This window comes from Nonomuraea sp. NPDC049480 (genome assembly GCF_044465905.1).
Taxonomy (GTDB): Bacteria; Actinomycetota; Actinomycetes; order Streptosporangiales; family Streptosporangiaceae; genus Nonomuraea.
In genome coordinates this window covers 1-17,810 of record NZ_JBITMD010000037.1, presented here as the reverse complement: position 1 = coordinate 17,810, position 17,810 = coordinate 1, and the positions used below count along the sequence as shown (strand labels likewise).

Genomic DNA, 17,810 nt, shown 5'->3' with positions numbered 1-17,810 from the left:
AAGAGAGATTCCTGATTATGCCGATCCGGGAGAGTGCACCACTACTTCATAGATGGTGCCATGAAACTCGCCCGCTTCTGCCGGAAGACGCGTAAACCAGATCAAAACGTACTGACCGGTCGCCGCTTGATCAGGCTTCAACGTGGTCTTTCCCGCCGCGTTCTTCTCGGTCGCCACCGTCTTCAGCGCGTCGAGATCGGGCGAGTCGCCCACCCTGAGCTCGACGGTCGCGCCTCCCGCATCGGAGAGCGTAGCCATCACGTCACTGACCTGAACGGACTTGCCCATGTCGAGCAGCAGTCCTACGCCCTTCTTGAGGTTGCCCAGCTCGGCGCTGGTGTAGCCCTCGGTCTCCCAGAAGGTGCTGGGCTTGCCGTCGATGGCCAGCTTCGCCTTGTCCGACTTCTCGTCCTTGTCGCCGAGCGGGTCGAATCCCTGAGCCTCTTCCGGCTTGATCGTCTGGACGGGCGTCGAGGCCGAGGTGGAGGCCTTCGGGCTGGCGCTCTTGGCCTGGGGCTCGGTCGGGCTGCCCAGGCTGCGGCCGATCGTCCAGGCGCCGACGCCGACCGCGGCGATGACGAGCAGCACCACCAGCGTCATCAGCACCCTGTTGAGTGTGCTGCCGCCGCTCGGCGGCCGTCGCGGTGGGGGCGTCGGCCGGGAAACGGTGCGCTGCTGGCGGTGCGCGATGTCCAGACCCTCGGTGTGCGAGGCGGAGGCCACCGCGGGCGTCGAGGGATAGGAGATCGGAATCGGCATGGGCCTGGCCACGTCGGCCAGCGACGCGGCGACCTCGGACGGGCTGGCCAGCGCGCCCTGACCCTTGCGCGCCTCGGGCAGGCACGCCCGCACCGTCACGGCGTCGAGGTAGCCGGGCACTCCGGCGGTGACCTGGCGGGGCGTGCAGAAGTGGCCGTCGGTCATGGGGGCGGCGGGCAGCCCGCCCTCTTCCTCGTCGCCGGGCCAGTGACCGGTCAGTCCGGCGTACAGCAGCCGGCCCAGCCCCTCGGCGTCGTCGAGCGCCGGCTGGTCGGTGGTCAGGCCGTACATCGCCGCGTCGACCGCGACGCCGAGCACCTTGACCGTGTTTCCGGTCGTCCACACCAGGTGCGCCGGGCGCAGGCACAGGTGGTAGAGCTGCGACTCGTGGGCGTGCGCGAGCGCCTCGGCGGCCTCGGCGACCAGCCCGGCCGCGCGCTCCGGCTCCAGCGGGCCCGAGGACAGGAGGTCGGTGAGCGTCTCACCGGTGACCCACTCGCTGACGACGTAGGCGTGCTTCTCGTCCTCGGCGGCGTCGAACACCTGAGTCAGCCGCGGGTCGGTCAGCCTGCTCGCCGCGCGGGCGGCCGTGACGACCTCGTGGACGCGGGGGAAGTCCGGGGCGAAGGTGTGCACGGCCACCGGACGGGCCAGGATCTCGTCGATCGCCTTCCACAATGTCGCGCCGTCGGACTCGCTGACGCGGTCCTCGAGCCGGAAGCGCTCGGCAAGACGGGTGCCGGGTTCGACGGCCGACGTGCTCACAGGCTCTCTCCGCTTGGCCGATCGGGCGTGCTCATGACTCGACTCACCTGCGTGGTGGTGTCCCACGAAGGCACGCTATGCCGGGTGGATCCGCCCACGCCCCTCCTGCTTCCATTCGCGCGTGTCGGACTCCATCGTAGTGCCGAGTTTCTTTACCGACCTACCCGTCTTGCGACCATCCCAACGATCGAGTTGACCTCCGGTATGCGCATTCTGTGGGCGACACCGAGGTACAGCAGCAGGCCAAGGCCCCCGCCGACGGCCAGAACGATCAACGAATTGCCGAAATGGAGCCCGCCGAACACTTGGGTCACGATCCATACCGTGGTCAGCGCCAGCACGGCCGTGGGCAGCGAGGCGAGGTACATCCTGGTCAGCCCCATGCCGATGGCCCATCCGCCGAGCCCCTGGACCCGGCGGCTGGCCAGCCACCAGGACAGGACCGCGCCCAGCCCGTACGCGATCGCGTAGGCCAGGGCCAGCCCCATCACCGCGTAACGGGCCGGCAACAGCATGTAGAACAGCACCATCAGCGCCGCGTTGACCGCCGTCGTGCCCGCACCGACGAAGACCGGCGTCCGCGTGTCGCCGAAACTGTAGAAAACCCGCAGCAGCAGCTGGAACACCGAGAACGGCACCAGCGCCAGCCCGTAGACCTGCAGCACGTTGCCGATGTAGACGGCGTCGGCGATGGGGGTGGCCCCGTGCGCGTAGATGGGCACGGTGATCGCCGGGCCGAGCACCATGAGCAGCAGCGACACCGGGATCATGAGCGCGCAGACGAGCCGCACGCTGGACCCGAACTCGCTGCGCACGTCGTCGAAGCGGCCCTCGCCGACGGCCCGGCTCATCCGCGGCAACATGGCCGTGATCACCGAGACGCCGATGATGCCGTACGGCAGCTGGAAGAGCTGGAACGCCAGTGTGTACGGGGTGATGCCGTGCCCCTCCACCACATTGCCCGCTGAACTGGACAGGTTGGTGGTCAGCACGAAACCGAGCTGGGTGACGATGACGTAGCCGATCGTCCAGACGCCGGCCTTGGCCATCTCGCCCAGCCGGGCGTTCCACACGTCGAAGCGCGGCACGAAGGAGAACCCGACCCGCCGCAACGCGACGATCAGCACGGCCGCCTGTGCCACGATGCCGGCCGTGGTGCCCAGACCGAGCAGCGCCAGTTCGCCGTCGGTCACCAGCTCGATCTCGGGGCCGCGGGACCCGGTCATCACGGCGTAGGCCACGAACACGCAGATGACGACCAGGTTGTTGAGGACCGGCGCCCACATGGGCGCGCCGTAGCGATCGTGCGTGTTGAGGATGGCGCCCGCCACCGCACCCACGCCGAAGAAGGCCAGCTGCGGCAGGATGAAGCGGGCCAGCGTGACCGCGACCTCGTATTTCCTGCTGCCCGGAGCCCAGTCGGTGTAGAGGTCGATGAGCAGCGGCGCGGCGAAAACGGCGACCACCGCCACGCCTATCAGCGCTACTGCGGCCACCGTCAGCAGCCGCTGCTCGTAGGCCCGGCCGCCGTCGTGATCGTGCTGCTGCGCCCGGACGATCATCGGCACCACGACGCTGCTCAGTACGCCGAGGAGCAGCAGGTCGAGGATGCTGTACGGGATCGCGTACGCCGCGTTGTAGGAGTCGCCCAGCGCCGCCGTGCCGATGGCGTACGCGAGCACCATGGTCCGCACGAACCCGGTGACCCTGGACACCATCGTGCCCGCCGCCATGATGGCGCTGGCACGCAACATGCGGCTCATACGGTTGCCCTCTCCCGGTTCTTGGCGGTCCGCGCCAGCTTCCGCTCCGACCTGCGCCGCAGGACCCGCAGCACCACGGCGGCGAGCATCACGGTGAGCGCCGCGCCCACGATCACGGAGGCGATGCCGGTGTAGCCGGTGGTGCGGATGGTCAGCCGCTGCGGCTTGCCGTACGCCTTGTTGTCAGCGGTCCTGAGCTGGACGGTGACCGTGGCGTCGCCGCTGGTGCCGGGGGTGGCCTTCATCTCCACCTGGACCATGCCGCTCTGCCCGGCGTTGATGGTCATCGGCTCCTGCTGGCTGTAGTCGACCTGCAGCAGATCGGGGTCGTTCGACCGGACGTCGATGTAGAGCGCGATGTCGGTGCCCAGGGAGTTCTTCACGCTGATGGGCACGACTCCGTTGGTGCCGGCCAGGGTGCGGAGCCGGTCGGGCCCCGTCCCGGTGATCTGGACCCTGTCGATCCGCTCCACGACGGCCGAGTCCACCAGCTTGGTCACCGCGCGGCCCATGCGCGTGCTGTTGCGCCAGGCCGACGAGGTCGCCCTGAGCACCGCCGCGTCGAAGCTCGACGGCGTCCTGGCCTTCGTGATCAGGGAGGTGAGCTGCGCCTTCGCCGCGAGGTCCTTGACCGGCGTCAGGTATTTGGCGCTCAGCTCTTCCTTGCGGTCCTGCTCGGTGTAGGTCAGGCCGGCACGTGGAACCGACGCCTTGCCCGGCTTGATGGAGTCCAGCGTGGTCAGCCGCAGCCACGGCAGCCGGTCCGCGGTCTTCATCAGGGCGGAGACGAGCGCCGGGTTGGGGTCCCAGCGCCGGGACGGGGCGATGACCAGCGACCTCGGCTGGGTCTGGCCGGGCTCGGCGGAGATCATGGCAGTCTCGGCGATGAAGCGCTGCGTGCTGAGCAGCACGGACGTGGGGCCGGCCGGCTCGAACAGGCGGCTCAGCTCGGGGTCGGCGACCAGCGCGGTGACCGGGCCGTTGACCGAGTCGATCGTCGAGGCGGCGTCGGGCGTGAACGCGACGGGCGGCTGCGGCGGCAGGTTGGTCGAGTTGAGCAGGACCTTGTTGACCTTGTCGTCGCTGACCGAGAGCAGGTCGAGCGCGTCGGCGTCGAGCACGCCCGCGGCCGGCCAGTTGACGGTGGTCTTCACGTCGTTGCGGCCGAGCAGCGCCCTGGCCTTCTGACCGCCGAGCTGGATCGCCTTGTTGGTCTGGTCGTCCAGCCCTTTGTGCGCGAGCGCGGCGATGTCGGGATCGGCGTACGGGACCGCGACCACGGGGGAGTCGGCCAGCGAGGTGCGCATGGCCGTCAGCCACTGCCCGGCCTCGGTGTTGGCGGGCTTGGCCGTCACGCTGTCCTTGGCCTTGACCTGGTAGTTCTTGGTCATCATGGACAGGTCGTCGAGCAGCGAGGGCTCGATGAACCAGGTGGCTTCGCTGGGCGCGACCTGGGCGATGCGGGCGATGTCGGCCAGGCGGCCCTTTCCGGTGATCGCCTGGCTCAGCTTGTCGTCAACGAACAGGGCCGCGCCCTTCGCGTCGGGCGATGGGTTGACGTCGGTCGCCCGATGCGGCTGGTCGATGACGGGCAGGGCGATGGCGAGCTTGTTGCGCGGCACCTTCGGCACCGTGGGCGGCGCGTACGTCAGATAGGTCCGCTGCGGCGCCACCTGGGTCGCCGGGATGCCGTTCTGCGCGACGTCGACGGCGATCGGATAGACCCCGAACGAGCGGTATTCGAGCTGCACCGGCGTCGCGGTGAACTCCCACCGTGCCTGCGCGCCGGCCGCCAGAGGCGGGATGTCCATCGCGGAGCTGAACGAGGCTTTGCCCGGGAGTGTCGCCGGGTTCGGGTCGGTCGCGTAGGCCGCCATGAGCGCGCGGTCGGTGAACTTCTGCCCCGTGTAGCGCAGGCGGACGCGCAACCCTGACAGTGGCGCGCCGGTGTCGTTGCGCAGCGTGCCGGTGAACTTGATCACATCGGTCTGGCTGTCGGGCACGTCCGGTGTGATCGACGCGATCGACAGGCTGATGCCCTGCCTGCTCGCCTTCGCGGCAGCCGTGTCCGGCGTCGCCGCCACCAGTGGGGCGAGCAACGCGGCGGACAGCGCTGCGAGCAGCGTGGCCTTACGGATCACGCGGACGCCCGAGCTGGAGTACGACGACGCACGCCCGCAATGGTACGGGTTCAGTGCCGCCCCGCGACCGCCTCACGTGATCCTCGCGGTCGTGGGCTGCGCAGGTCGACCATCTTGCCTGGCAGGAGTGTCAGCAGGTCGAGCGCCCGAACACTGAGGGCGGTGTGGCGTTCGCCGGTGGCGGTGAAGACGGCCTCCGTGTCGGCCCGCAGCCGGTCGTCGATGAGCATCGGCAACGACTCCGGCAGCAGCAGCGGGCAGACCAGCCCGTCGGCGTAGTCGGTCGCCGCGTTGACGACGTGGGCCGGGGCCGGTCGCACCTGGCGCACGCCGAGCAGACCACCTACGGCTCCCGGGCGCGGGGGATGTGCCACCGAGGAGGCGACCGCGACGACGGCCTCGCCCCCGATCCTGGTGGCGACCTCGAAAACCGTGACCATCAGGCACCTCCCGGGCGCTGCGGAGAGCGTCTCGGGTAGTTCGTCCGCGCATGTCATGGGGCGCGGAAGGCGTACGATCTCATGATGGACCTGGTGGGCGAGGAGCCAGCGGTGGATCGCGAGGGCGTCCTTCATATAGACCTCCTAGCCTTGTTGCCCTGGCCCCCGACGGTCCCTTGACCGAAGGTAACCCGGACCTGGTGTGGCTCGGGGGATATGTTCCGGAAGTTCAGACCGACGAAGGACCCGACCCGGTTTGTCCGACTCAACTTTGACCGAAAGCCAGCAGCGGGCCATGACCGACCTGTTCCGCAAGATCGCCCCGGTGGCCGACGAGCTCGGCCGCCTTTTCGTCGCCAAGGGCCACGAGCTGGCCCTCGTCGGCGGTCCTGTGCGCGACATCCTGCTCGGCCGCAGCGGCAACGATCTCGACCTGACCACCGACGCCCGCCCCGAGCGGGTGCTGGAGCTGGTCAGGGACTGGGCCGACGCCGTGTGGACGATCGGCATCGACTTCGGCACAGTCGGCCTGCGCAAGGGCGGCTGGCTGATCGAAATCACGACGTACCGCAGCGAGTCGTACGACCCGAAGTCCCGCAAGCCCGAGGTCATGTACGGCGAGACGCTGGAGGCCGACCTGGAGCGGCGCGACTTCGCGGTCAACGCGATGGCGGTGCGCCTGCCGGGGCACGAGTTCACGGACCCGTACGGCGGGCTCGACGACCTGGCCGGCAAGCTGCTGCGCACGCCCGGCACGCCGGAGCGCTCCTTCGACGACGACCCGCTGCGCATGTTGCGGGCCGCCAGGTTCGCGTCCCAGCTCGGGTTCGCCGTGGATCCGGGCGCGCTGGCCGCGATGACGGCGATGGCCGAGCGGATCGAGATCGTCTCCGCCGAGCGCATCCGCGACGAGCTCGACAAGCTCATCTGCGGCGCCTACCCGCGTGAGGGGCTGCGACTCCTCGTCGAGACCGGCCTGGCGGCGCACGTGCTGCCCGAGCTGCCCAAGCTGCGCCTGGAGATAGACGAGCACCACCGGCACAAGGACGTCTACGACCACACGCTGACCGTGCTCGACCAGGCCATCGCGCAGGAGGAGGACGGCAAGCCGGACCGGATCCTGCGCTGGGCGTCGCTCATGCACGACATCGGCAAGCCGAAGACGCGCCGCCACGAGCCGGGCGGACGGGTGTCGTTCCACCACCACGAGGTGGTCGGCGCCCAGCTGACCAAGAAGCGGATGGCGGAGCTGAAGTTCCCCAAGGACGTGGTGGCCGACGTCGCGCGGCTGGTCGAGCTGCACCTGCGCTTCCACGGCTACGGCACGGGGGAGTGGACCGACAGCGCCGTGCGGCGCTACGTACGCGACGCCGGGCACCTGCTGGACCGGCTGCACAAGCTGACCAGGGCCGACTGCACCACGCGCAACAAGCGCAAGGCGGTCGCGCTGTCGCGCACCTACGATCACCTCGAGGAGCGCATCGCCAGGCTCGCCGACGAGGAGGAGCTGGCCAAGATCCGGCCCGAGCTCGACGGCAACGAGATCCAGCGGATCCTGGGCATCGGTCCCGGGCCGGTGGTGGGACGGGCCTACAAGTTCCTGCTCGACCTCAGGCTCGACAAGGGCATGATCGGCAAGGAGGCGGCTACCGAGGCGCTGCTGGAGTGGTCGAGGTCGGACGACCTTGGCGGGTGATCAACCGGTAGCCGAGCGCCGCCGCCGGGTAGCCGAGCGAGACGATCACGACGGCCAGGTATGACTTGCCGTTCGCCGGCAGGATGGCCGCCGACAGGGCCGCGGCGAGGACGTACATGCCGTTGAAGAGCATGTCGTAGATCGAGAACGCCCGGCCCAGGTAGATGTCCTCGACGTCGCGCTGGACCGTGGTGTCGGCGCAGATCTTGACGCTCTGCCCGGCCACGCCCAGGACGAACCCGGCCACCGGCAGCCCCCACTCCTGGAAGGGCAGCACCAGCGCCGCCGTCAGCACCCCGGCGCCGGACAGGGCCATCGGCACCCAGCGCTCGATCGTGAACCGCTCGGTCGCGTACGGGGTGATGATCACGGCCAGGAAGTAGCCGACGCCGGAGGTGGCCACGACCAGGGTGACACCTCCCAGCGCGGCATCGGCGTCGCCGTTGTAGAAGTAGTAGCGGTAGAGGATGATGCCGAGCGCGGTGGCCATGCCGTAGAAGAAGCGGTGCGCGCCCATCGCGCCCATGGTGGCGGCGGCGACGCGGTGGCTCACCAGATGCTTGGCGCCGTCCACGAGGCCGACGACCACATTGCGCAGAGCCTGGCGGGCCTGCGGCCTCTTGGGGTCGTACGTGGGGCCGAGCAGCCTGCGGTCCATCGTGCGCGCGACCAGCGAGCTCAGCCCGAACACCACGCCAGAGGTGATCAGCAGCAGCGCCACGCCGAAGTCGTCGCTGCCGAACACCTTCCGCAGCAGCACCGCCACGCCCACGCCGATGAACGTCACCACGGTGCCCGACGTCGGCGTGACCGCGTTGGCCGCCATGAGCCGCTCCGCGGGCACCACGTGCGGCAGCGACGCGCCCAGCGCGGCCAGGAAGAACCGGTTGACCCCGAGCACGCCCAGCGCCGCCCCGTAGAACACCGCGTCCGGCACGTCGGCGGCGACCAGCCCCGCGGCCACCAGCAGCAGCGCGCCACGCACGATGGGGGCGACCACCAGGATCTGACGCCGCGACCAGCGGTCGATGAACACGCCGACGAAGGGGCCGAGGATGCTGTACGGCAGCAGCAGCACCGCCAGTCCAGCGGCCACCTGGAGTGCGGTCGTCTGGCTCTCAGGGCTGAAGAAGGCGAATCCGGCCACGCCGAACTGGAAGATCCCGTCGGAGAACTGGGAGACCAGCCGCGTGCCGAACAGCCGTCTGAAGTCCCTGCCACGCAGGACGACGCGGAGATCGGCGACAAATGACACGCCGCCAGCCTAGCCAAGCGGCCGTCCAATAGGATGCGGGGGAGGTCCGCGCAGCGGGTGGGTCGCCTGTTCCCAGCGGTCGTCATGATCTCGTACGCTTCATAGCGTGACGACTGAGGAACACGTTGTGCTGGTCGACCGCGACGGCCACGCGCTCGGCACCGCGCCCAAGACATCGGTGCACGGCCGTGAGACCCCGCTCCATCTGGCGTTCTCCAGCTATGTCTTCGATCCTGAAGGCCACGTGCTGCTCACCAAAAGGGCCGACCACAAGGTCACGTGGCCGGGGGTCTGGACCAACAGCTGCTGCGGTCATCCGCTGCCGGGGGAGGCGGTGGACCGGGCCGTCGCGCGGCGGCTGTCGTACGAGCTGGGGATCGCCGTCGACCGGGCCGACCTGATACTGCCCGCCTTCTCCTACCGTGCCGTCATGGCCAACGGCATCGTCGAGCACGAGCTCTGCCCGGTCTACCGCGTCGTCGTGGACGGACCTGTGGTGCCGAATCCGGAGGAGGTGGGGAAGACGCGGTGGATGCCGTGGAAGGAGTTCGCCGAAGGCGTCCAGAACGGCCTGCTGGCGATCTCGCCCTGGTGCCGCGAACAGGTCCCCCTGCTGACCGAGCTCGGTTCCGACCCCCTGACCTGGCGACCCGCCCCGGCAGCCGAACTGCCCCCGGCCGCCCGTCTCTGACCCTTCCGGGGGCTCCCAGGCCGCTCTGAACGCCGCAAAAACAGGCGCCGCACCCGACCAGCGGGTACGGCGCCGTGGGCCAGGCGGCGGTCAGCGCTCGACCTCACCCCTGATGAACTTCTCGACGTACTCCCGAGCCTCGTCGTCCGAGAACTGCTTGGGCGGCGACTTCATGAAGTACGACGACGCCGACAGGATCGGCCCGCCGATCCCCCGGTCGAGGGCGATCTTGGCGGCCCGCACCGCGTCGATGATGATGCCGGCCGAGTTCGGCGAGTCCCAAACCTCGAGCTTGTACTCCAGGTTGAGCGGCGTGTCACCGAAGGACCGCCCCTCGAGCCGCACGTACGCCCACTTGCGGTCGTCCAGCCACGGCACGTGGTCCGACGGCCCGATGTGGACGTCGGCCTTGCCCATCTCGTGCGGGATCTGCGAGGTGACCGACTGCGTCTTGGAGATCTTCTTGGACTGGAGCCGCTTACGCTCCAGCATGTTCATGAAGTCCATGTTGCCGCCGAAGTTGAGCTGGTACGTGCGCAGCAGCTCCACCCCGCGGTCCTCGAACAGCTTGGCCAGCACGCGGTGCGTGATCGTGGCGCCGACCTGCGACTTGATGTCGTCGCCGACGATCGGCACCCCGGCCTCGGTGAACTTCCTGGCCCACTCCGGGTCGGAGGCGATGAAGACCGGCAGGGCGTTCACGAACGCCACGCCCGCGTCGATGGCGCACTGCGCGTAGAAGCGGTCGGCATCCTCCGAGCCCACCGGAAGATAGGAGACCAGGACGTCGACGTCGTTGTCACGGAGCACCTGGACCACGTCGACGGGTTCCTCGTCGGACTCCTCGATGATCTCCCGGTAAAACTCGCCCAGGCCGTCGAAGGTGTGGCCGCGCTGGACCGTCACCCCCGTGGGCGGCACGTCGCAGATTTTGATCGTGTTGTTCTCGCTGGCGACGATCGCCTCGGACAGGTCACGGCCGACCTTCTTGGCGTCCACGTCGAACGCCGCGACGACCTCGACGTCGCCGACGTGGTAGTCGCCGAACCTCACGTGCATCAAGCCCGGGACCCGTGTGTCCGGGTCGGCGTCCTTGTAGTAGTGAACGCCCTGGACCAGCGACGACGCGCAGTTGCCGACACCGACAATGGCCACGCGAACCGAACCCATCGCACTCGCTCCCTTACTCATCAGTTGACGTGGTATCTCTTTCGGGCCTCTCCTCGGATGAGGCCCGACGCTCCGTTGCGATCAGCTCGTTCAGCCAGCGCACCTCGCGCTCGACGGACTCGAGCCCATGACGCTGCAGCTCGAGCGTGTAACTGTCGAGGCGCTCCCGGGTGCGTGCCAGCGCCGTCCGCACGGCGTCGAGCCGCTCCTCAAGCCGGCTACGGCGGCCTTCGAGTATGCGCAGACGCACTTCGGCCTCGGTGTGCCGGAAGAACGCGAAGTGCACACCGAAGCTTTCGTCCTCCCAGGCGGAAGGCCCGGCCTGCGTCAGCAGCTCCTGCAGCCGTTCTTTCCCCTCGGCGGTCAGCTTGTAAACGATCTTCGATCTGCCGCCGACGATCGTGGTGGGAGCCGGTTGCTCCTCCGCGATGAGGCCTTGCGCCAGAAGTGACCGCAAACAGGGATACAGCGACCCGTAGGAGAACGCGCGGAACATCCCCAGCAGGGCGTTGAGCCGTTTGCGCAGCTCATAACCGTGTAGCGGCGTCTCGTGCAGCGACCCGAGCACGGCCAGCTCCAAGACCCTGCCCTGTCCGCCGGCCATCGGAAACCGCCCCCTCTCGCGTCGATGTATCGAGCCGATACATCCCCAGGATACGTCGGGCTGCTATATCGCGGCAATCTATGGATTTGCTGAGTCGTTGGGATGATCCGTTGAAACGCCGTAGTCTGGCGCTCATGTGGTCACAGCGAAGGGTGGTGGATTACGGTCTCGCGAAAAAGGCGGTAGTCCGCTCTCTGCGTGCCGGGCGCACCTCGCGCGGCGAAATCTGCGACGCACAGCCCTACCTCCTTCGCGCGGCACGCCACTTCGGCGAGCCGACCGAACGCCTCTGCCCGGTGTGCGAAAGGGAGAACGTCACCAACGTGACCTATGTCTACGGGGATGCGCTCGGACGGCATGCCGGACAGGCAAAGGTCGCGTCGGAACTCGCGGCCATGGCCCATGATTACGATGAGTTCCGGGTGTACGTCGTCGAGGTCTGCCAAGGTTGTTCCTGGAACCACCTGACGGTTTCGTACGTCCTCGGGAACGGACCGCCTGACCTCTTCGGCCAAGCGTGAAGACCGAGGGCGGCGAGAAACCTCACGCCCACCGCCGTTTTTTGTTCCGACGACAGTGCGAGGACGTGTGAGTAACAGCATGAATGAGGGGACGGCCCGCCCGGGAAGGCGCCGTCGCTCCAGCTCATCCCGTTCTGTGCCCCAGGGTTCTCCACCGCAAACCGGCGAAGCACCCATGGGTTCGGCACAGCCGCAGCGTCGTCCGGAAGCGGCCTTCGAGCAGACGGGCACCATGGCCGCGCAGCCGTACGACGGCTCTTCGCCACCCCGGGGTGACGCCCCGGTTCCGCAGCCCGGCGAGCAGCCGCCGCCGCGCTCGCGCTCACGAGCTCGCCAGGACACGCACACGGTGAGTAACGAAGAGACCATGATCAGCGAGAGCCCGCGGCGCTCGCGCAGGAAGCCGCAGGGTGGTCCGCCGGAGCCTCCTGGTCCGCCTGGGCCGCCGACGAAGAACCGCGGCGGCTGGCGCAGGTTCGTGCCGAGCTGGAAGATCATCGTGGCCAGCATCGTGGTGCTCGTGGCCGGCCTCTTCGGCATGATCATGGTGGCGTACGCCAACACCACGGTGCCCACCGGTACCCAGGACGAGGCGACCGCGCAACAGAGCACGATCTACTACAACGACGGCAAGAGGGAGATCGCCCGGCTCGGCACGAAGCGGGAGAAGGTCAATCTCACGCAGATGGCGCAGACCGTCAGAGACGCGACGATCGCCATCGAGAACCAGACCTTTTATGAGGACTCCGGCATCTCGATCCCCGGCATGATCCGATCCCTGTATATGACGGCCACCGGCCAGCAGCTCCAGGGCGCCTCGACGATCACCCAGCAGATGGCCCGCAACTACTTCGACGGCCTCAGTCAGGAAGTGTCGATCAAGCGGAAGGTCAACGAGATCTTCGTGGCCGTCAAGCTCGACGACACCATGTCCAAGGACAAGATCCTCGAGACGTATCTGAACACGGTCAACTTCGGCCGGGCCTACGGCGTCCAGGCCGCCGCGAAGGCGTACTTCGGCAAGGATGTCACCGCCGCGAAGCTGACCCCCGAGCAGAGCGCCTACCTCGCCGCGCGCATCCAGCAGCCGAACTGGGACGCCGACGAGCCCGCGCTCAGGGCCCGCTTCAAGAACGTCATCGACAACATGGCCGAGCTCTGGCCGGACAAGTACGGCCAGCTCAAGCAGACCGCCCAGTTCCCCAAGACGGAGAAGTACCGCGACACCAACGTGCTGGGCGGCCTCAAGGGCTACATGGTGGAGGAGGTGCTGAAGGAGCTGGAGGCCCGCGGCCTCACCTCCGACGAGATCGAGAGCGGCGGCTACCAGATCATCTCCACGTTCGACAGGAGGCTCATGCTGGCGGCGAAGGAAGCCGTCACGACCACCATGAGCGGGATGAACAAGGAGTTCCACGCCGGCCTGGCCGCGGTGGACCCGAGTAACGGGCGCGTCGTGGCGTTCTACGGCGGCTCCGACTACATCACCGACCCGTGGAACGAGCCCTTCGAGTCCAAGAAGCAGGCCGCCTCGGCGTTCAAGCCGTATGTGCTGGCCGCCTGGCTCCAGGCCGGCTACTCGCTCAAGAGCTACGTGCCGGGCAGCGACACGGTGCCGGAGAAGATCCCCGGCTTCGAGCGCGGCCTCAGGAACAGCCACAATGTGGGCCGCGCCGTCGACGTGGTCAAGGCCACCGCCGACTCGGTCAACACCGCGTTCGTCTCCATGGCCTTCGCCCTGCCCAACAAGATCGACGATGTGAAGAACCTCGTCGAGGCGGCCGGGTTCAACCAGAAGGACATGGAAAAGGACATCGCGGACCACCAGTACCAGTTCGCCATCGGCAGCGCTCCGGTGACCCCGGTCGAGCAGGCCGCGGGCTACTCGATCTTCGCCAACGGCGGCAAGTACACCCGCTACCACGTGGTCAAGGAAGTCAAGCTCAACAAGAAGGTCGTCTACCCCGAGCAGCGGGTCAGCAAGCGGGTCATCGACGAAGGCGTCGCGGCCGACGCCACGGTGGCCATGCAGGCCGTGCTCCAGAGAGGCACCGCGCGGGGCCAGGGGCTGGGCAGCCGCCCGGCGGCCGGCAAGACCGGCACGAACAACGACGAGAACGGCGCCTGGTTCGTCGGCTACACGCCGCAGTACTCCGCCGCGGTCGGGTTCTACCGCGAGGAGTGCCGGAGGAAGGACGGCACGGTCGTCCCGCCCATCCACTCCAACTGCCCGATCACGCCCAAGGGCAAGCCGAGCAAGAAGTACAACATCAACAACCCGTACACCAGGCCCTACGAGGTGTCCCTCGAGTTCGAGGGCGCCGGTCCGCCCACCGCCGCCTGGCAGAAGTTCATGCTGCTCGCGCACGAGGGCAAGCCGATCGAGCAGTTCCCGCAGAAGGCCGATTACGGCCAGCCGCAGAACATCGTGCCGAGCCCCACGCCCACGCCTTCGCCCACCCCCAGTGCCGATGAGGACCCGTTCACCAACGAGGACCCGTTCGCCGAGGATGACCCGTCCACCGGCGACCAGGGTTGCCTCTTCCCGCCCTGCAACGACGGTGCCACCGGCGACGACGGCACCACCGGTGACGACGGCATCGGCGAGGACACCGACGACGGGTTCCCGCAGGGCGGCGACGACGGAGGGTTCGGCGGCGGCCTGGCGCCCGCTCCGCGGCCCACGGGGCGGGAAGAGGGTTGGTGAAGACGACCGAGGCACGCGTCCCCCTGATGATGCGTGCCGTGCCGTTCCTCCCCCTGGGGCTGATCGCGGCCCTGGGGGCGACCCTCGCGTACGTGGTGCGGCTGCCGTGCCGGACCGGGGGCTGGAACGACCAGGTGTCCACGTACACGAACTTCTGTTACACCGACATCTACCCGCTCTACTTCGACCGGCAGCTGTACGAGCAGAACCCCTACTTCGCCCAGGTGCCCTTCGACAAGCAGGTCGAATACCCGGTGGTGCTGGGCGAGGTCATGCAGGTGATCAGCTGGATCGCCCGGGCGCTGGAGATCGACAGGGTCGCGCAGGCGGTCAGGTTCTACGACCTGACGGTCATCTTGCTGGGCATCTGCCTGGTGATCGGCGTCCTGCTGATGGCCGCGGTGGCCGGGCCGACGCGGCGGTGGGACGCGCTCTGGTACGCGATCTCGCCGGCCGTGGTGCTGGCCGCGTACATCAACTGGGACCTCGTCGCCGGCGCGCTGTCGATGGGCATGCTGCTGGCCTGGGCGCGGCGTCAGCACGTGTTCGCCGGGGTGCTGCTGGGACTCGCGATCGCGACGAAGTTCTACCCGCTGATGTTCGTGGGCGCGTTGTTCCTGCTCACGTGGCGTACCGGGCGATGGCGGCCGTTCCTGGTGACGATGGTCTCGGCGGCGGTCGCGTGGATCGTGGTCAACGCGCCGTTCATGATCCTGGCTTGGGAGGGGTGGCGCAGGTTCTACGTCTTCTCCGAGGAGCGGGGGATCGACTGGGGTTCGCCATGGCTGTTCTTCCAGAACAAGGGCTGGCCGGTCCTCGGTGAGTGGGATGTCAGCACGCTCGGCATGTTGTCGCTGGCGCTGCTGTGCCTGGGCATCGCCGTGCTCACGCTGGCCGCACCGCGCCGGCCGCGGCTGGCGCAGATCTGCTTCCTGGCGCTGGCCGCCTTCATGATGACGAACAAGGTGTGGTCGCCGCAGTTCGTGTTGTGGCTGGTGCCGTTCGCGGTGCTGGCCAGGCCCAACTGGAAGCCGCTGGTGCTCTGGCAGCTGGCCGAGGTCTGGTATTTCGTGGCCATCTGGCTCTACCTGCTCTCCCAGTCTCCGCTCGACCGGGACGACCTGGGCATCGGTGACGACACGTACTTCACCGCTGTCTGGGGACGCATCATCACGATCGCGATCATGATGGCGTTCGTGGTCCGGGACATCCTGCGGCCCGACAAGGACGTGGTGCGGCAGGCCGACGTCGACGATCAGGGAGGCGGCGTCTTCGACGACGCGCCTGACCGGTTCACGCTGGCGTCCGTCATTCGATGATCACTCGCTCGGCCACCCGGGACGCGCTGCTGCTCTGGTTCGGCTCGCGGGCCGGGCTGCTGGTGGCGACACTGCTCGGTGTGACGCTCGGCGAGTACGCCGACAAGTGGCGCAAGTGGGACGCCGGGCTGTTCATCACGATCGCCCAGTACGGCTACGACGGCGAGCCGGGCAGGCCCGCGGACGACGGACTGCCCGCGTTCTTCCCCGGCCTGCCCGCCGTGCTGCGCGTCGTGCACCTCGTGGTGCCGGACTGGTCGGCGGCCGGGGTGCTGATCTCGCTGGTCTCCGGCGCGGTGGCCATGGTGGCGCTGGCCAGGCTGGCCGAGCTCGAGGGCGCCAACGGGTGGATGGCGGTGCTGGCGCTGCTGGTCTTCCCGATGGCGGTGTTCCTGTCGGCGGGTTACAGCGAGTCGCTCTTCCTGGCCTTCGCCATCCCCGCGTGGCTGGCGGCCAGGCAGGGGCAGTGGCCGCAGGCGGTGCTGCTGGCGGCGGGGGCCTCCTGCGTGCGGATCACGGGGCTGTTCCTGGCGGTGGCGCTCGTCGTGGAGTTCTTCGCGAGCAGGGAGGCACCGCGGCGGGCCGGGTGGCTGGTCGTGCCCTTCATGCCGCTGGTGGCGTACTCGTATTACCACTACGGCAGGTCGGGCGACTGGCTGGCGTGGAAGCACGCGCAGGAGGCCGGTTGGGGGCGCGAGTTCGAGTGGCCGTGGGAGGCGTGGAAGACGACCTGGCGCTCGGCCATGGGGGTCGACGACTTCGCGGTGGCCTTCCGCATGGAGATCGCCGGAGCCGTGGTCGCCGTCGCCGTGCTGGTGTGGCTGCTCGTGCTGCGTAGGTGGAGCGAACTGGTCTACACGGGGGCGCAGGCGGCGGCGCTGATGACGTCGGCGTACTACCTGTCGATCCCGCGCTCGCTGGTGCTGTGGTTCCCGCTGTGGGTGCTGGTGGCCAAGGTCGCGACCAGGCGGGCGTGGGTGATCGCGCTCTATGCCCTGATTTCCGGGCCGCTCATGCTGGTCAATACGGCCCGGTTCCTGAGTGGCGCGTGGGCGGGCTGATGCCTATACCCGTTTCTTCGTCTCGGTAATCCAGGGAAGTTATCCACAGGCTGTGTGCATTCGCTAGAGGTTTTTCCTCAGGAACGCGATGTCGTCCGCCTGTCCGGCGGCGGGCGTCTCCACCACGACCGGCGCCGCGGCCGCCCGGCACACCGCCAGGATCAGCTCGGGGTCGATCTTCCCCTGGCCGAGGTTGGCGTGGCGGTCGGCACCGGAGTCGAACTCGTCGCGCGAGTCGTTGCAGTGGACCAGGTCGATGCGGCCGGTGATGGCCTTGACTCGGTCGACCAGGTCGACCAGTTCCTCTCCGCCCGCGTGCGCGTGGCAGGTGTCGAGGCAGAAGCCGACGTCGAAGCCGTCGAGCGCGTCCCAGAGCCGGGCGATGCGCTCCAGCTTGCGCGCCATCGCGTTGCCGCCGCCCGCGGTGTTCTCGATCAGCACGGGGATGGGGCATTCCATGCGCTCGAACACCTTGCGCCAGTTGTCGAACCCGGTCTGCGGGTCGTCGTTCTTGTTGACGTGGCCGCCGTGCACGATCAGGGCCTTGGCGCCGAGCCCCGCGGCCGCCTTGAGGTGCTGCTCCAGCAGCTTGCGGCTGGGGATCCTGATGCGGTTGTTGGTGGTGGCCACGTTGATCAGATAGGGCGCGTGGATGTAGATGTCCACGCCCTCGACCGCCTTGGCGGGCAGCACGGGCTTGTCGTAGCCCTGGGGATCACCGAGGAAGAACTGCACCACCTCGGCCCCCACCTCCTCGGCGTGAGCGGCGGGGTCGTCCTGATCGACATGAGCTCCGATGCGCAGCATGTCCCCGACCTTACTTCGGAGCGGCGAGCCTGGGGCGGAGAGCGGTAGCTTGCGTGACCAGCGGAGCCCCGTGCGAGCGCGACCATTCAACGCAGTGCGGCGAGCCTGGGG

At 68.4% G+C, this 17,810-nt stretch carries 14 protein-coding genes; 6 read left to right on the top strand and 8 right to left on the bottom strand.

What is annotated here, in order from left to right; genetic code table 11:
- Positions 1-15 precede the first annotated feature (15 nt).
- The 4 genes from ACIBX3_RS54480 to ACIBX3_RS54465 form a co-directional block, all read right to left on the bottom strand.
- Positions 16-1,524, bottom strand: coding sequence for a protein kinase family protein (locus ACIBX3_RS54480; protein WP_397128705.1), 1,509 nt, complete (start codon positions 1,522-1,524; stop codon positions 16-18).
- Positions 1,525-1,676: 152 nt separating this feature from the next.
- Complete coding sequence (gene murJ / locus ACIBX3_RS54475; protein ID WP_397128704.1) at positions 1,677-3,278, bottom strand: murein biosynthesis integral membrane protein MurJ; 1,602 nt, start codon at positions 3,276-3,278, stop codon at positions 1,677-1,679.
- A gap of 5 nt (positions 3,279-3,283) precedes the next feature.
- Entirely contained in the window at positions 3,284-5,428 is a 2,145-nt protein-coding gene (locus ACIBX3_RS54470) for a DUF6049 family protein (protein WP_397128703.1), read from the bottom strand.
- Positions 5,429-5,478: 50 nt separating this feature from the next.
- Positions 5,479-6,003, bottom strand: a complete 525-nt coding sequence (locus ACIBX3_RS54465; protein WP_397128702.1) for an aminoacyl-tRNA deacylase — start codon at positions 6,001-6,003, stop codon at positions 5,479-5,481.
- Positions 6,004-6,163: 160 nt separating this feature from the next.
- Here ACIBX3_RS54465 and ACIBX3_RS54460 point away from each other — a divergent pair, with 160 nt between their 5' ends.
- A complete protein-coding gene (locus tag ACIBX3_RS54460) occupies positions 6,164-7,564 on the top strand; it encodes a CCA tRNA nucleotidyltransferase (RefSeq protein ID WP_397128701.1) in 1,401 nt (466 codons plus the stop codon).
- On the opposite strand, the gene ACIBX3_RS54455 is transcribed toward ACIBX3_RS54460, so the two are convergent.
- Positions 7,515-8,819 (bottom strand): MFS transporter, encoded by a 1,305-nt coding sequence (locus tag ACIBX3_RS54455; protein ID WP_397128700.1) that lies wholly within the window; start codon positions 8,817-8,819, stop codon positions 7,515-7,517. The two genes, ACIBX3_RS54460 and ACIBX3_RS54455, sit on opposite strands and share 50 nt — an antisense overlap.
- A gap of 106 nt (positions 8,820-8,925) precedes the next feature.
- Between ACIBX3_RS54455 and idi the strand changes: the two genes are divergently transcribed.
- Positions 8,926-9,510: an isopentenyl-diphosphate Delta-isomerase gene (gene idi / locus ACIBX3_RS54450; RefSeq protein ID WP_397128699.1), complete on the top strand. Its 585-nt coding sequence runs from the start codon at positions 8,926-8,928 to the stop codon at positions 9,508-9,510.
- Positions 9,511-9,600: 90 nt separating this feature from the next.
- On the opposite strand, the gene ACIBX3_RS54445 is transcribed toward idi, so the two are convergent.
- Complete coding sequence (locus ACIBX3_RS54445) at positions 9,601-10,680, bottom strand: inositol-3-phosphate synthase (RefSeq protein WP_397128698.1); 1,080 nt, start codon at positions 10,678-10,680, stop codon at positions 9,601-9,603.
- Positions 10,681-10,693: 13 nt separating this feature from the next.
- Positions 10,694-11,284 (bottom strand): helix-turn-helix transcriptional regulator, encoded by a 591-nt coding sequence (locus ACIBX3_RS54440; RefSeq protein WP_397128697.1) that lies wholly within the window; start codon positions 11,282-11,284, stop codon positions 10,694-10,696.
- An 80-nt stretch (positions 11,285-11,364) separates the two neighbouring features.
- Here ACIBX3_RS54440 and ACIBX3_RS54435 point away from each other — a divergent pair, with 80 nt between their 5' ends.
- The 4 genes from ACIBX3_RS54435 to ACIBX3_RS54420 all read left to right on the top strand — a co-directional run bounded on the left by ACIBX3_RS54435 (position 11,365) and on the right by ACIBX3_RS54420 (position 16,892).
- The gene (locus tag ACIBX3_RS54435; protein ID WP_397128696.1) at positions 11,365-11,805 is read left to right on the top strand and encodes a DUF5318 family protein; all 441 of its coding nucleotides are present in this window, start codon (positions 11,365-11,367) and stop codon (positions 11,803-11,805) included.
- A 175-nt stretch (positions 11,806-11,980) separates the two neighbouring features.
- Positions 11,981-14,512 carry a transglycosylase domain-containing protein gene (locus tag ACIBX3_RS54430; RefSeq protein ID WP_397128695.1) on the top strand — a complete coding sequence of 844 codons (2,532 nt, stop codon included), beginning with the start codon at positions 11,981-11,983 and terminating at the stop codon, positions 14,510-14,512.
- On the top strand, positions 14,509-15,831 hold the full coding sequence (locus ACIBX3_RS54425) for a glycosyltransferase family 87 protein (RefSeq protein ID WP_397128694.1): 1,323 nt from the start codon (positions 14,509-14,511) through the stop codon (positions 15,829-15,831). The genes ACIBX3_RS54430 and ACIBX3_RS54425 overlap by 4 nt, the downstream gene beginning before the upstream one ends.
- Entirely contained in the window at positions 15,828-16,892 is a 1,065-nt protein-coding gene (locus ACIBX3_RS54420) for a mannosyltransferase family protein (protein WP_397128693.1), read from the top strand. Before ACIBX3_RS54425 ends, ACIBX3_RS54420 begins: the two co-directional genes overlap by 4 nt.
- 63 nt (positions 16,893-16,955) lie before the next feature.
- Here the strand turns inward: ACIBX3_RS54420 and ACIBX3_RS54415 are convergent, their stop codons facing one another.
- A complete protein-coding gene (locus ACIBX3_RS54415; RefSeq protein WP_397128692.1) occupies positions 16,956-17,699 on the bottom strand; it encodes a deoxyribonuclease IV in 744 nt (247 codons plus the stop codon).
- Positions 17,700-17,810 lie beyond the last annotated feature (111 nt).

What these genes read in the sequence shown, in the direction of transcription:
- murJ (WP_397128704.1), bottom strand. Translation starts at nt 3,278, where the DNA reads ATGTTGCGTGCCAGCGCCATCATGGCGGCGGGCACGATGGTGTCCAGG.
- ACIBX3_RS54465 (WP_397128702.1), bottom strand. Translation starts at nt 6,003, where the DNA reads ATGAAGGACGCCCTCGCGATCCACCGCTGGCTCCTCGCCCACCAGGTC.
- ACIBX3_RS54460 (WP_397128701.1), top strand. Translation starts at nt 6,164, where the DNA reads ATGACCGACCTGTTCCGCAAGATCGCCCCGGTGGCCGACGAGCTCGGC.
- ACIBX3_RS54445 (WP_397128698.1), bottom strand. Translation starts at nt 10,680, where the DNA reads ATGGGTTCGGTTCGCGTGGCCATTGTCGGTGTCGGCAACTGCGCGTCG.
- ACIBX3_RS54440 (WP_397128697.1), bottom strand. Translation starts at nt 11,284, where the DNA reads ATGGCCGGCGGACAGGGCAGGGTCTTGGAGCTGGCCGTGCTCGGGTCG.
- ACIBX3_RS54435 (WP_397128696.1), top strand. Translation starts at nt 11,365, where the DNA reads ATGGATTTGCTGAGTCGTTGGGATGATCCGTTGAAACGCCGTAGTCTG.
- ACIBX3_RS54430 (WP_397128695.1), top strand. Translation starts at nt 11,981, where the DNA reads ATGGGTTCGGCACAGCCGCAGCGTCGTCCGGAAGCGGCCTTCGAGCAG.
- ACIBX3_RS54420 (WP_397128693.1), top strand. Translation starts at nt 15,828, where the DNA reads ATGATCACTCGCTCGGCCACCCGGGACGCGCTGCTGCTCTGGTTCGGC.
- ACIBX3_RS54415 (WP_397128692.1), bottom strand. Translation starts at nt 17,699, where the DNA reads ATGCTGCGCATCGGAGCTCATGTCGATCAGGACGACCCCGCCGCTCAC.